The sequence below is a fragment of the Reyranella sp. GW821-FHT14A01 genome (assembly GCF_058803965.1).
The window spans coordinates 105,097-117,722 of record NZ_JBXAPM010000012.1 but is presented as its reverse complement, the minus strand read 5'-3'; the positions used below and the strand labels follow the sequence as shown (position 1 = coordinate 117,722).

The window sequence follows — 12,626 nt, the reverse complement described above, 5'->3', positions numbered from 1 at the left end:
CTCGTCGCAAAGCGAGGCCATCATGACCAATTCCCGCCATCCCGAGACCCTGTCCCTGCACGCCGGCTGGCGCGCCGACGCCACCACAGGTTCGGTTGCCGTGCCGATCCACCAGACAACCTCGTACCAGTTCCGCGACACCGAGCACGCGTCGAACCTGTTTGCGCTCAAGGAACTCGGCAACATCTACACGCGCATCGGCAATCCCACGGTCGACGTGCTGGAGCAGCGCATCGCGGCCCTCGAAGGCGGCGCGGCCGCGCTGGCGGTGAGCTCGGGGCAGGCCGCCTCGGCCTTCGCGATCCAGAACCTCGCCAAGGCCGGCGACAATGTCGTGAGCTCGACCGATCTCTACGGCGGCACGTGGAACCTGTTCGCTCACACGATGAAGGACCAGGGCATCGAGGTCCGCTTCGTCGATCCGTCCGATCCGAAGGCCTTCGCCCGCGCCACCGACGATCGCACGCGTGCCTACTATGCCGAGACCTTGCCCAACCCGAAGCTCGCGGTCTTCCCGATCAAGGAGGTGGCCGATATCGGCCGGCCGCTCGGCATCCCGCTGATCGTCGACAATACGGCGGCGCCGATCCTGACTCGGCCGCTCGATCATGGCGCGGCGATCGTCGTCTATTCCGGCACCAAGTATCTCGGCGGCCATGGCACTTCGATCGCCGGCCTGATCGTCGACGGTGGCAATTTCGACTGGGCCGCGCATCCCAAGCGCCAGCCGGCGCTGAACACGCCCGATCCCAGCTATCACGGCGCGGTCTGGGTCGAGGCGGTGAAGCCGATCGGTCCGGTCGCCTACATCATCAAGGCACGCACGACCCTGCTGCGCGATCTCGGCTCGGCCCTGTCGCCCTTCAATGCCTTCCTGATCCTGCAGGGCATCGAGACGGTGGCGCTGCGCATGGAACGCCACGTCAAGAACGCCCAGGCCGTCGCCGACTTCCTGGTCAACCGGCCCGAGGTCGCGAAGGTCATCCATCCGTCGCAGCAGAAGGGCGAGACTCGCCGTCGGGCCGACGCCTATCTCAAGGGCGGCTATGGCGGGCTGGTCGGCTTCGAACTGGCGGCGGGCCGCGAGGCGGGAAGGCGCTTCATCGATTCGCTGAAGCTCCTCTATCACGTCGCCAATATCGGCGACGCGCGCAGCCTGGCGATCCATCCCGCCTCGACCACGCATTCGCAGCTCTCCGTCGAGGAGCAGCTCGCGACCGGCGTGTCGGACGGCTATGTGCGCCTGTCGATCGGCATCGAGCACATCGACGACATCCTTGCCGATCTCTCGCAGGCTCTCGAAGCCGCCGGCAAGCTGAAGAGCGCGGCTTAGTTCAGGGCGTCCATTCGGCCACGTGCGCGGCCCGGTCGGGCCGCGCCGGGATCGGGGCGGTCGAGGGGGCGGGTGTGCCGAGGGTGAGGTGGCCGACGAGGCGCGACGGCGCCTCGAAGCCCAGCAGCCTGTTCACGTTGGCGTCGTAGACGTTCGGGCCCGTGACCCACATGGCGCCATAGCCCAGCATGTGGGCCGCGTTCAGCATGTTCATGGCTGCAGCACCGGCGGCGAGAAGCTGCTCGATCTCGGGGATGTTGCCCGGCTTCACGATCGCGCCGACGGCGATCAGCATCGGCGTGCGTCGGACCCAGGCGCGATAGCGCTCGGCGAACGTTGCGGCATTGGCCGGATCGCGCACGGCGACGGCCTCGACCAGCTTCTCGCCGTAGGCGAGGCGGGCCTCGCCGCGGATGACCACGAAGCGCCAGGGCTTCAGCCGCCCGTGATCGGGCGCCCGCAGGCCGGCATCGAGGATCAGGTCGAGGTCGGCGCCCTCGGGCGCCGGCTCTTGCAGCAGTCCCACCGAGCGGCGGGACAGCAATTCGTCGAGGGCGAGCAGACGAGGCTCGCGCGCATGGGTGATGTCAGGCATGACAGCACCTCTAGCTCATGTGCGAACGATTGTCAGTTGCAATATTTCCTTAGCGCAGCAGGGTCCCCCAGGCGGCGAAGACCAGGAACGGCAGCGCGATCAGGTCGGCGATGGCGATGACCCGGAGCGCGCCGGCCGGATTGCCGTAGAGCGCATAGAAGGCCAGGAAGCCCACGACGTTGATGGCGGCGGCCAGCAGCGCGGCGGGCCGCACCGGGACCCACCAGCAGGCCCACAGGCAGAGGATGCCGACCAGCGCCAGCAGCAGCGCGCGATGGCGCATCAGCACCAGCATTGTCGTGTCGGTCGGCGCGATGCCGTAGAGACGCTGCAGCGTCTCGGGCAGAAACACCGGCGCGACCGGCATCAGGTGAATGGCGCCGACGATGGCGAAGGCGAGGGGCAGGGCGATGGCGATCCACATGCCGCCGAGCTTCGGCCGCCGGCGCGGGCACCGGCAATTACCTGTGAGGTAGCGAGCCCTATGCTGCTGCCTTCGCGGCCTTCTGGATCGGCGGCGCGAAGCGGAAGGCGGCGCCCAGCCGGTTCCAGGCATTGATCGTGGCGATCGAGACCGAGAGGAAGGTGACCTCCTCCTTGCTGAAGTGGCGGCGCACGGCTTCGTAGGCGGTGTCCGGCACGCTGTGGCCTACGAGGCGGGTCAGTGTCTCGGCCCAGGCGAGGGCTGCACACTCGCGCTCGGAGAAGATGCCGGCCTCTTCCCAGGTCGCGACCAGGTCGAGCTTCTCCTGCGGCAGGCCGAGCTTGCGCGAGACGTTGAGATGGATCTGCAGGCAGAAGGCGCAATTGTTGAGTTGCGAGACGCGCAGCTTCACCAGCTCGATGATCTGCTTGTCGATGCCCGATTCGTCGGCCTGCCTGCCCATGGCGATCAGCGACTGCTGGGCGACGGGCGCGATCTTCGCGAAGGCATCGTAGGTGAGGCGGGGTTGGGACATCGGCGACTCCATATATCAGAGTACTGATATTAAGCGTGGACCGCCGCTTGGCAAGGCCCGGAGCGCCGCCTACCGTGCCTCAAAAGGCGAGGAAACCCATGTCCCGGCATTACGACACCCTGGAGACGCGCACGCCCGCCGAGCGCGAGGCGGCGCTGATGAACGCCCTGCCGCAGCAGATCGCCAACGCCAAGGCGAACGCGCCGTTCTTTGCCAAGTGGCTGAAGGACGTCGATCCTGCCTCGGTGATCTCGCGCGCCGCGCTCGCCGGATTGCCCGTGTTGCGCAAGTCGACCCTGAGCGAAGTGCAGAAGAAGAAGCCGCCGATGGGCGGGCTGATCACCGTGCCGATGGAGAAGGTGCGCCACGTCTTCATGTCGCCTGGCCCGATCTTCGAGATCGACACCGACGAGCCCGACTATTTCCGCGGCGCGCGCGCCATGCATGCGGCGGGCTTCCGTCCGGGCGATCTCGTCTACAACACCTTCGCCTATCACCTGACGCCGGCCGGCATGATGATGGAATCGGCCGCACGGGCTCTGGGCTGCGCCGTCGTGCCGGGCGGCGTCGGCAACACTGAGCTGCAGCTCGATGCCATCGCAGCCTTGCGGCCCAAGGGCTATGTCGGCACGCCGTCGTTCCTGAAGATCCTGATCGAGAAGGCGGCGGAGCTGGGCAAGGACATCTCCTCGCTGAAGCACGCCTTCGTCGGCGCCGAGGCGCTGCCGCCGTCGCTGCGCAAGCTGTTCCAGGACAAGGGCATGAGCTGCCTGCAGAGCTACGGCACCGCCGATCTCGGCACCATCGCCTACGAATCCGCCGCGCCCGACGGCACGGTCGAGGGCATGGTCGTCGACGAGGGCGTGATCGTGGAGATCGTGCGGCCCGGCACCGGCGATCCGGTGCCCGATGGCGATGTCGGCGAAGTGGTGGTGACCAGCTTCAATCGCGCCTATCCGCTGATCCGCTTCGGCACCGGCGACATGACGGCCGTGCTGGCGGGCGCGAGCGCGTGCGGCCGCACCAACATGCGCATCAAGGGCTGGATGGGCCGCGCCGACCAGCGCACCAAGGTGCGCGGCATGTTCGTCGATCCCGAGCAGATCGCCGAGATCGCGCGGAAGCACCCCGGCCTCGGCCGCCTGCGCCTCGTCATCGACTGGGTGAACCAGGCCGACACGATGGTGCTCAAGGTCGAGGCGTCCGCGCCGACACCTGATCTCGCCAAGGCGGTGACCGAGACAGTCCGCGCCGTCTGCAAGGTGGGCGGCGCCGTGGAGTTCACAGCACCCGGTTCCCTGCCCAACGACGGCAAGGTGATCGACGACGTCCGGAAGTACACCTGAGGCCATCGAACCATGATCATCCGCGATATCGGGGTGGCCGACTTTCACGCGGTCCATCGGCTGATCGGCCAGTTGGGCTATCCGACGGACGAGGCAGAGTTCCGTCATCGCCTCGATCGGGTGCTGGCAACCGAAAGCCATCGCATCCTCGTGGCCGAGGAGGAAGGTGGGGTCGTCGGCGTGCTGCATGTCTTCGAGCGGCCGGCCCTCGAGAAGCCCTGCGAAGCCGTCATCCAGGCCCTCGTTGTCGATCGCGGGCACCGCAGCGCCGGCATCGGCGAAGCATTGATGCGCGAGGCCGAAGCCTGGGCGGTGGCGAGAGGCCTTCCCTCGACCGCGCTCTACACTCGTATCGATCGCGACAGGTCACGGGCCTTCTACGAGCGTATCGGCTATCGCCTCAAGGGAACGTCGCACCTCATGGGTCGGAGCTAGGCGGAGAGCGTCATGGATATGGGGTTAAGCAACAAGCATGCGCTGATCACCGGCTCGACCGCCGGCATCGGCTACGCGATCGCCAAGGGGCTGGCCGCCGAGGGGGCCAGCGTGGTGATAACGGGCCGCACGCAGGCCGGCGTCGATGCTGCACTGAAGCGCATCGCGGATGCCGTGCCGGGCGCCAGGGTGACGGGCGTCGCCGCCGATTGCGCGACGGCGGAAGGCGCACGGATCGTGTTCGGCAAAGTGCCCGAGATAGACATTCTGGTGAACAATCTCGGCATCTACGGGCGCAAGCCGGCTTTCGAGATCGACGACGGCGAATGGCAGCGCTTCTTCGAGGTCAACGTGATGAGCGGCGTGCGTTTCACGCGCCATTACGCACCGGGCATGGCCGGGCGCGGCTGGGGGCGCATCGTCTTCGTTTCCAGCGAGTCGGCACTCAACATTCCCAAGGAAATGATCCACTACGGCATGACCAAGACCGCCCAGCTTTCGCTGTCACGCGGGTTCGCGACGGAACTCGCGGGCACCGGCGTCACGGTGAACGCGCTGCTGCCCGGTCCGACGCACACCGAGAACACCGACAGGATGCGCGCCGAGCGGGCGAAGACCGAGGGTGTGAGCGTCGCCGAGGTCGAAGCAGGCTTCCTGCGTGACTTCCGGCCGACCACGCTCATTCGCCGTTTCACCTCGTCGGAGGAGGTGGCGGCACTCGGCGTCTATCTCTGCAGCGAGGCGGCCTCCGGCACCTCGGGTGCCGCCATGCGCGTCGACGGTGGCGTGGTGAATCAGATCATGTAGGCGAGGGGTATTTGATGATCGCGGACGACGAGGCGGAAATCCGGGTACTCATCGAGCGGCAGTTTGCCAGTCTGAGCTGGGGGCCGGAAGCGCCTGCCGACTGGAACGGCTTTGCCGACGACTTCATCGCCGGTGCGCCGCTCTATCCCTCGGCGCGGCCGGCGGTGCCGCAGACCGTGCCGGCGTTCCTCGATCGCATGAACGGTCTCGCCGGCAGCAGCCTGCGCTCCCTGCAGGAGACCGTGCTCGGCGCCGAGATCCTCGTCTACGGCACCGTCGCGGTCGCCGTGGCGCCCTGCAAGCTGCTCGAGAACGGGACGGAGACCAGCCGCAACGTCGAGATGCTGCTGCTGGTCAAAAGCGAGGGAAGATGGCGGATCGCGGCGCAGGCCTGGGACAAGGAAAGCGCCGCCCATCCAATTCCCGCCCGGTGGCTCAAGGGCTGAACCGCTGGGGGCGCGCCACTCCAGTGGCGCGATCTTCGTCTTTCGCAGTAAAGACGCGCCACTGGAGTGGCGCGCCCCCAGCCCTCAGTTCACGTCGAGCTTCAGGCCTTCCTTGTCGATGACGCCCTTCCATTGGGCGATCTGCGCGTTCACGAAGGCGTTGAACTGGTCGGGCGTGCCGTAGGCGGGGAAGCCCGCCATGGTCTTGAAGCGCTCCAGGGTCTTTGGGTCGGAGAGCCATACCTTCATCTGGGCGTTGAGCGAATCGACGATGGGCTTGGGCGTGCCGGCCGGCAGGAAGACGCCGAACCAGGTCGAGACGTCGAACGGCTTCAGCTCCGGCATGGTCTCGCAGATCGGGACCAGGTCGGGGGTCAGCGGGTTGCGCTGGGCCGAGGTGAGGCCAAGCGCCCGGAGCTTGCCGGCGCGCACGAACTCGATGGCGGTCGTCAGGTTGTCGAAGAAGAACTGGGTGACGCCGGCCGTCAGGTCGTTGAGCGCCGGGGCGGCGCCGCGATAGGGGATATGCTCGGCCTTTGTGCCCGTGAGCTGCAGGAACCACGCGCCGCAGAGATGCGGCGACTGGCCGGTGCCGGACGAGGCGTAGGAGGCCTTGCCGTTCTGAGCCTTCAGCCAGGCCACGAACTCCGGCACCGTCTTGGCCGGGACCGACGGGTGGACGACCAGCACGTTGGGCGCCGTGATGGCGTTGGACACCGGGATCAGGCCGGCCGGCGTATAGGGCATGTTGCGGTAGAGGGAGTAGGCGATCGACTGCGGGCCGATATTGCCCATCAGGATCGTGTTGCCGTCCGGCGCCGACTTGGCGACCTCGGCCGAGCCGATGACGCCACCGGCGCCCGACTTGTTGTCGACGACGCAGGACTGGCCCCAGGCGTCGGTCAGGTAGGCCGCCAGCATGCGGGCCACGATGTCGGTGGTGCCGCCGGGCGCCGCCGGGCAGATCATGCGGACGTTCTGGGTCGGCTTCCAGGCGGCCTGGGCCTGCAGCCCGCGGGGCAGCAGGGCGGCGGCGGGCAGGGCCGCGGCGGCGCCCAAGGCGGCACGGCGGGACAGTCTACGGGTCACTCGAATTCCTCCCTTGATTCGTATTTGTTACCGACGACCTAGCATGGCCGCGCTGGCAAATCCGCCACAATTCCCGTATCTATTCGACGCGCGGCCGCCCCGAATCGCCGGGCTCTTCCGGCGGTTTTCTCCCCTCGTTCAATGGGTCCGCGCCAAGGAGGAATATCTTGAAGAGACGTACTTTCGTCTCCGGCTCGGTTGCGCTCGCCGCCGGTGCCCTGGCCGCCCCGGCCATCGCCGCCACGATCAAGCCCTACAGCTGGGACCTCAACCCGCCGATGGACTCGCGCGAAAACTTCATCGCCTGGGGCAAGGCCCGCGGTGAAGACCCCGTGTTCCTCGGCCAGCGCTGGGACCGCTTCCAGGCGCTCATCAAGAACAAGGACATCTGGGGCCAGGCGACCATGCGCGCCTTCCTGCTCACCCCGCGCGAAGAGTTTTCCGCGATCAGCCCGGCGATCGCCAAGCGCGCCTACGAGCATGCCTTCCTCGACATCGGCTACGGCGTGACCATGTCCGGCCCGCACGTCCAGGGCCGCATGACCAACGTCATCGACGTCAAGCGCGGCGAGAAGGTGCTCGAGATCGGCACCGGTTCGGGCGTGCAGTCGGCGTACATCGCCAACCTCACCGAGAACGCCTACACGATCGAGATCATCGCGCCGCTCGCCCAGCGCACGCGCGGCCTGTACGACAAGCTGATCGACAAGGGCTACACCGAGTTCAAGCACATCAAGACCAAGGCGGCCGACGGCTTCTACGGTTGGGAAGAGGCCGCCCCGTTCGACAAGATCATCGTGACCTGCGGCATCGACCACGTGCCGCCGCCGCTGCTGCAGCAGCTCAAGTCCGGTGGCCTGATGGTGATCCCGGTCGGCCCCCCGGGCGCGCAGCGCGTGCTCAAGGTGACCAAGACCCAGGGCGCCGACGGCTCCATCACGACGAGCCGCGAGGACATCTACGGCGGCAAGATCGTGCCGTTCGTGCCCTTCACCAAGCTCGAAGGCGACAAGATCGTCGGCACGCACAACCGCTAACGGTTGTGCGGTTGGCGTCACGATAAAGATGTCATCCCGAGCGTAGCGAGGGACCTTTCGCGAACGGCAAAGGTCCCTCGGCCTGCGGCCTCGGGATGACAATCAGGATCGGAACGGCTGAAAGCCTTCCCCTCTAGAGATCGCAAAAAGCGATCCAACAAAAACAACGGAGATCCCCCTTGTCCATCACGGTCGATCTCGATCATCGCCCGCCGCTCGCTTTCTATCTGTCCGTAGGCCTGGTCGCCGGCAGCATCATCGCGCTGCAGATCGGCATCATGCGCGTGTTCTCGGTCGGCAGCTGGGCGCATTTCGGCTCGCTGGTGGTGAGCCTCGCCATGTTCGGCTTCGGTCTCACCAGCGCCGTGATGTGCGTCGGCAAGAGCTGGTTCGAGCGGCATTGGGTGGGTTCGGTCAAGGGCGCGCTGCTGGCCTTCGGGCCGCTGATGGTGGTGTGCAACCTCGCCGCCCAGCAGGTGCCGTTCAACGCGATCTTCCTGATCTCCGACCCGATGCAGAAGTGGCGCCTGTTCGCCAACTTCGTCCTCTACTTCCTGCCGTTCCTGGCCGGTGCGCTGTATCTCGGCGTCATCTTCCTGAAGGCGCAGAAGACCTTCAGCCGCGTCTACTTCGCCGATCTCGTCGGCTCGGGCCTGTGCGGCCTCACCGTGCTGCTGGCGATGTATGCCTGGCGGCCCGACGACCTCATCATGGCGCCGCTGATCCTGTGGCTGGCCGGCGGCGTGCTGTGGTTCGTGGCGCTGGGCGACCGCAAGGGCATGCTCGCCATCATCATCGTCGCGATCCTGGCGGCTGCAGTGCATCACCTGGCGCCACAGGTGCTGGGCATTCCGAAGCTCGCCGTGTCCGACTACAAGGGCGTTTCCTACGCCCGCAAGTTCCCCGACGCCGTGCGCGTCTACGAGCGCGCCTCGCCGTTCGGCTACCTCGAAGTCTATTCCAGCTCCTACCTGCATTTCGCGCCGGGCCAGTCCGACAACGCGGCCTTCAACCTGAAGAAGATGCCGTCGAACGCCTATCTCGGCCTCTACATCGATTCCGAGGGTCCCGCCGGCATCATCAAGGACCTGCCGGCCGACGAAACGGCGTACTTCCGGTTCCTGCCGATGTACTACCCGTACCTGCTGAAGAAGGACCCGAAGACCTTCGTGGTCCAGTTCGGCGGCGGCATCTCGACGGCGGTGGCGCTGAAGTCGGGCTCCAGCCAGGTCACGGTGGCCGAGGGCAATCCCGCGCTGCTGACGGCCTTCCGCGAGGACAAGCACCTTCGGGACTTCACCGGCGACATCCTGAACAACCCCAAGGTCAACGTCGTCGACTATGACGGCCGCCTCTACGTTGCCCACACCAAGAACCGCTACGACGTGATCGACCTGTCGCTGGCCGATTCGGCCGGCCTGTCGAGCCCCGGCGGCTTCTCGATCGTCGAGAAGTATTCGTACACGCGCGAGGCGATGAGCGCCTACATGCGCGCGCTCACGCCGGGCGGCATCCTGTCGGTGACCTTGTGGAACAAGGAAGAGCCGCCGAAGTCGGTGCTGAAGCTCTACGCCACGATGGCCGCCGCCGCGCGGGACGTGGATGGCGGCAAGGACATCGCGCAGAAGTTCTACGTCGTCTCGTCCTACCTCTCGACCGCCACCGTGCTCTACAAGCGCGACGGCTTCACGCCCAAGGAGATCGCGGAACTCAACGCCCATACCAAGGCGATGTCGTTCGACGAGATCTATTATCCGGGCATCAAGGTCGACGAGTCGGACCTCAAGCAGATCCTCTCCGACTATCACGACCAGTTCTTCTTCACCGGCGAGCAGACCGATCCGACGGCGCCGTCCGAGAAGGAGCCGAACGACAAGCCGCCGCCGGGCATGACGACCGAGGCTGCGCCCGGCGCCGCCCCGACCGAGGTGAAGGCTGACGAAGCGCCACCCACGCCCAAGATTCCGGCCACCGTGCTGGGCCGCCTCGCCTGGCACTACCTGCTCGAAGGCGGCTGGCAGAAGGTCGCGGACGAATATGTCTTCGACACCCGTATCCTCACCAACCACCAGCCGTACTTTGCCGCCTACATCAAGGTGCCGGACCTGCTGAAGTTCACCGACCGGCTCGAGCTGGTGCAGGACGAATGGGGCTACCTGCTGCTGTGGGCGACGCTGGGCATCGCGACGGTCTTCGCGCTCACGCTCGTGCTGTTCCCGGTGGTGTTCGGCTGGCGCACGATCTTCAGCCGCTACCCGGGCAAGGCCGGCACGATGATCTACTTCCTCTGCCTGGGGCTCGGGTACATCATCGTCGAGGTGGGCATGATTTCCCACTTCATCCTGGCGCTCTCCAACGCCACGGTCTCGGCGTCGGTGCTGATCACCGGCATGCTGGTCTTCTCCGGCATCGGCAGCTTCTTCTCCGAACGCTTCCTCGACCGGTCGCGCACCTTCATGCCGAAGGTCTTCCTGGCGATCTTCGCGATCCTGGTGACCTATGCCTTCACCATCGACTACGCGCTCGACTGGATCGGCACGCTGCCCTACGCGCTGCGCATCGCTCTCTGCCTGCTGATCATCTTCCCGCCGGCCTTCCTCATGGGCTTCCCCATGCCGACGGCGATGACGACGCTCGGCCGCCTCGGCAAGGACCACATGTTCCTGTGGGCCTGGGGCATCAACGGCTGCTTCTCGGTGATCGGCGCGGCGCTGGTGCCGATCGTGGCGACCAGCTTCGGCCTGCCGGCCGTGGTGCTGGTCGGCGCCTTTGCCTACCTGATCGCGCTGCCGACGTTCTTCTCCGTGCTCATGCCGCTCCCGGGCGCGGGGCGGCCCGCCGCCGCGTGAAGCGGCGGGCGCTGCTGCTGGGGGCTCTGCTGATGCCGACCGCTGCGCACGCCCAACCGAAGAAACCCAAGAAGCCGACAAAGCGGCAGGCGACCAAGCCTGCCGCCAAGCCGGCGCCGGTGCATGCGGCCAAGCCTGCCGCGCCACCGCCCTCGGCCGCGCTCAAGGAAGCGAAGACGCAGCTCGCAGCCTTCGACGCTTCGCCCTTCCCCTATCGCGGCTTCATCCCCGACACGACCAAGCCGTTTCTCGATGCGCGCGACGGCAAGCGGCGCGGCCACACGACGGGGCGCGGCGACGTCTATTGGGAAGAGGTGGCCTACAGCGACCGCCGCTCGCTGCTCTACCTGCCGCAGGGCTTTGATCCGACACGGCCGGTCCTGATCGTGCTCTTCCTTCACGGGCAGGGCGCCACGCTCGAGCGCGACGTGGCGGTACGCCAGGCCGTGCCGCGGCAGATCGCGGAGTCGGGCCAGAACATCGCCCTGGTCGCGCCGCAGCTCGCGCTCGACGCGCTCGATTCGAGCGCCGGCAACTTCTGGCGCGGCGGGCATTTCGCGAAGTATCTCGACGAGGCGGCCGAGCGGCTGATGCGCCTCTACGGCAACCAGAGCGCCGGCCGCGGCTTCAACCTCGCCTCCGTGGTGATCGTCGCCTACAGCGGCGGCTACCTGTCGGCCGCCTATGCGCTGCAGCGCGGCGGCGCCAACCATCGCGTGAAGGGGCTCATCCTTCTGGATGCGCTGTACGGCGACGAGGACAAATTCGCCGCCTGGTTCGCCGCCCGCCGCCAGCAGGCCTTCCTGTTGAGCGCCTTCACGGACTCGACCAAGGACGAGAACGCCACGCTACAGGGGCTGCTGACCAAGCGGCGCATCCCCTTCAGCCGCACTGTCCCGAAGAGCCTGACGCCGGGCACCGCGGCTTTCGTGGGTCCCACCGGCGGCCTCGACATGCATGGCGATTTTGTTACGCGCGCGTGGCAGGCCGACCCGCTGGAACAGGCCCTATCCATGATTCCCGGCTACGCCCCGGTTCATGGTAAAAAGAGCGCATGAGCGATCCCCTGCGCCAGGAGCTCCTGGACATCTTCGTCGGCCGCGCCACGCGGCGCTACGGCCTCTCCGAGATCAACCAGCTCCAGCATGCGCTGCAGGCAGCCGCGCTGGCCGAGGCCGATGGCGCGCCGCCGGCCACCGTGCTGGCCTCGCTGTTGCACGATGTCGGCCACATGATCCATAGACTGGGCGAAGACCCTGCCTCGCGCGGCGTCGACGACGTGCATGAGGAGCTGGGCGCGCAATGGCTGGCCGAGCGCTTCGGTCCCGCGGTCAGCGAACCGGTCCGCCTGCATGTCACCGCCAAGCGCTATCTCTGCACGGTCGAGTCCGATTACTTCGGCAAGCTGGCGCCCGACTCGGTGCGCAGCCTGCAGCTGCAGGGCGGCCTGATGTCGCCCGACGAGGTCGAAGCCTTCCGCGCCAATCCGTACCACGCCGAAGCCGTGCGGCTGCGCCGCTACGACGAGGAAGCCAAGGATCCGCGCGCCAGCACGCCCGACTTCGACTACTACCTGCGCCACGTCCCGGCCTGCCGGCTTTAATCGCCTCCACCGATGACGTCGCATATGAGGTAAAGGTCCCTCACTGCGTTCGGGATGACAATTTTGTTGGCGTTTGCGCAGTGCGCCGATCCAACAAACGCTGTCATCCCGAACGCAGTGAGGGACC

Annotated in this window: 13 protein-coding genes; 9 read left to right on the top strand and 4 right to left on the bottom strand. The window is 66.8% G+C overall.

What is annotated here, in order from left to right; translation table 11 throughout:
- The first annotated feature begins 22 nt into the window (after window positions 1–22).
- On the top strand, window positions 23–1,333 hold the full coding sequence (locus tag AC1ROX_RS21740) for an O-acetylhomoserine aminocarboxypropyltransferase/cysteine synthase family protein (protein ID WP_493129017.1): 1,311 nt from the start codon (window positions 23–25) through the stop codon (window positions 1,331–1,333).
- A 1-nt stretch (window position 1,334) separates the two neighbouring features.
- Here AC1ROX_RS21740 and AC1ROX_RS21735 read toward each other — a convergent pair whose 3' ends face one another.
- From AC1ROX_RS21735 to AC1ROX_RS21725, 3 genes are read right to left on the bottom strand one after another with little or no spacing between them, the layout of a single operon-like run.
- The gene (locus AC1ROX_RS21735; protein ID WP_493129015.1) at window positions 1,335–1,928 is read right to left on the bottom strand and encodes a nitroreductase family protein; all 594 of its coding nucleotides are present in this window, start codon (window positions 1,926–1,928) and stop codon (window positions 1,335–1,337) included.
- 49 nt (window positions 1,929–1,977) lie between these two features.
- Entirely contained in the window at window positions 1,978–2,352 is a 375-nt protein-coding gene (locus tag AC1ROX_RS21730; RefSeq protein ID WP_493129013.1) for a hypothetical protein, read from the bottom strand.
- A gap of 58 nt (window positions 2,353–2,410) precedes the next feature.
- Window positions 2,411–2,887 carry a carboxymuconolactone decarboxylase family protein gene (locus AC1ROX_RS21725; RefSeq protein ID WP_493129011.1) on the bottom strand — a complete coding sequence of 159 codons (477 nt, stop codon included), beginning with the start codon at window positions 2,885–2,887 and terminating at the stop codon, window positions 2,411–2,413.
- A 98-nt stretch (window positions 2,888–2,985) separates the two neighbouring features.
- On the opposite strand from AC1ROX_RS21725, the gene AC1ROX_RS21720 reads away from it, so the two are divergent.
- From AC1ROX_RS21720 to AC1ROX_RS21705, 4 genes are read left to right on the top strand one after another with little or no spacing between them, the layout of a single operon-like run.
- Window positions 2,986–4,233 carry a phenylacetate--CoA ligase family protein gene (locus AC1ROX_RS21720; protein WP_493129009.1) on the top strand — a complete coding sequence of 416 codons (1,248 nt, stop codon included), beginning with the start codon at window positions 2,986–2,988 and terminating at the stop codon, window positions 4,231–4,233.
- Window positions 4,234–4,245: 12 nt separating this feature from the next.
- Entirely contained in the window at window positions 4,246–4,668 is a 423-nt protein-coding gene (locus AC1ROX_RS21715) for a GNAT family N-acetyltransferase (RefSeq protein ID WP_493129007.1), read from the top strand.
- Window positions 4,669–4,680: 12 nt separating this feature from the next.
- Window positions 4,681–5,475, top strand: coding sequence for an SDR family NAD(P)-dependent oxidoreductase (locus AC1ROX_RS21710; protein WP_493129005.1), 795 nt, complete (start codon window positions 4,681–4,683; stop codon window positions 5,473–5,475).
- A 14-nt stretch (window positions 5,476–5,489) separates the two neighbouring features.
- Window positions 5,490–5,921 carry a nuclear transport factor 2 family protein gene (locus AC1ROX_RS21705; RefSeq protein ID WP_493129003.1) on the top strand — a complete coding sequence of 144 codons (432 nt, stop codon included), beginning with the start codon at window positions 5,490–5,492 and terminating at the stop codon, window positions 5,919–5,921.
- 84 nt (window positions 5,922–6,005) lie between these two features.
- Here AC1ROX_RS21705 and AC1ROX_RS21700 read toward each other — a convergent pair whose 3' ends face one another.
- Window positions 6,006–7,010, bottom strand: coding sequence for a Bug family tripartite tricarboxylate transporter substrate binding protein (locus AC1ROX_RS21700; RefSeq protein WP_493129001.1), 1,005 nt, complete (start codon window positions 7,008–7,010; stop codon window positions 6,006–6,008).
- A 167-nt stretch (window positions 7,011–7,177) separates the two neighbouring features.
- Here AC1ROX_RS21700 and AC1ROX_RS21695 point away from each other — a divergent pair, with 167 nt between their 5' ends.
- The 4 genes from AC1ROX_RS21695 to AC1ROX_RS21680 all read left to right on the top strand — a co-directional run bounded on the left by AC1ROX_RS21695 (window position 7,178) and on the right by AC1ROX_RS21680 (window position 12,499).
- Window positions 7,178–8,047: a protein-L-isoaspartate O-methyltransferase family protein gene (locus AC1ROX_RS21695; protein ID WP_493128999.1), complete on the top strand. Its 870-nt coding sequence runs from the start codon at window positions 7,178–7,180 to the stop codon at window positions 8,045–8,047.
- A gap of 179 nt (window positions 8,048–8,226) precedes the next feature.
- Window positions 8,227–10,896, top strand: coding sequence for a hypothetical protein (locus tag AC1ROX_RS21690; protein WP_493128996.1), 2,670 nt, complete (start codon window positions 8,227–8,229; stop codon window positions 10,894–10,896).
- Entirely contained in the window at window positions 10,893–11,954 is a 1,062-nt protein-coding gene (locus AC1ROX_RS21685; protein WP_493128994.1) for an alpha/beta hydrolase, read from the top strand. The genes AC1ROX_RS21690 and AC1ROX_RS21685 overlap by 4 nt, the downstream gene beginning before the upstream one ends.
- Window positions 11,951–12,499 (top strand): HD domain-containing protein, encoded by a 549-nt coding sequence (locus tag AC1ROX_RS21680; protein WP_493128992.1) that lies wholly within the window; start codon window positions 11,951–11,953, stop codon window positions 12,497–12,499. Before AC1ROX_RS21685 ends, AC1ROX_RS21680 begins: the two co-directional genes overlap by 4 nt.
- Window positions 12,500–12,626 lie beyond the last annotated feature (127 nt).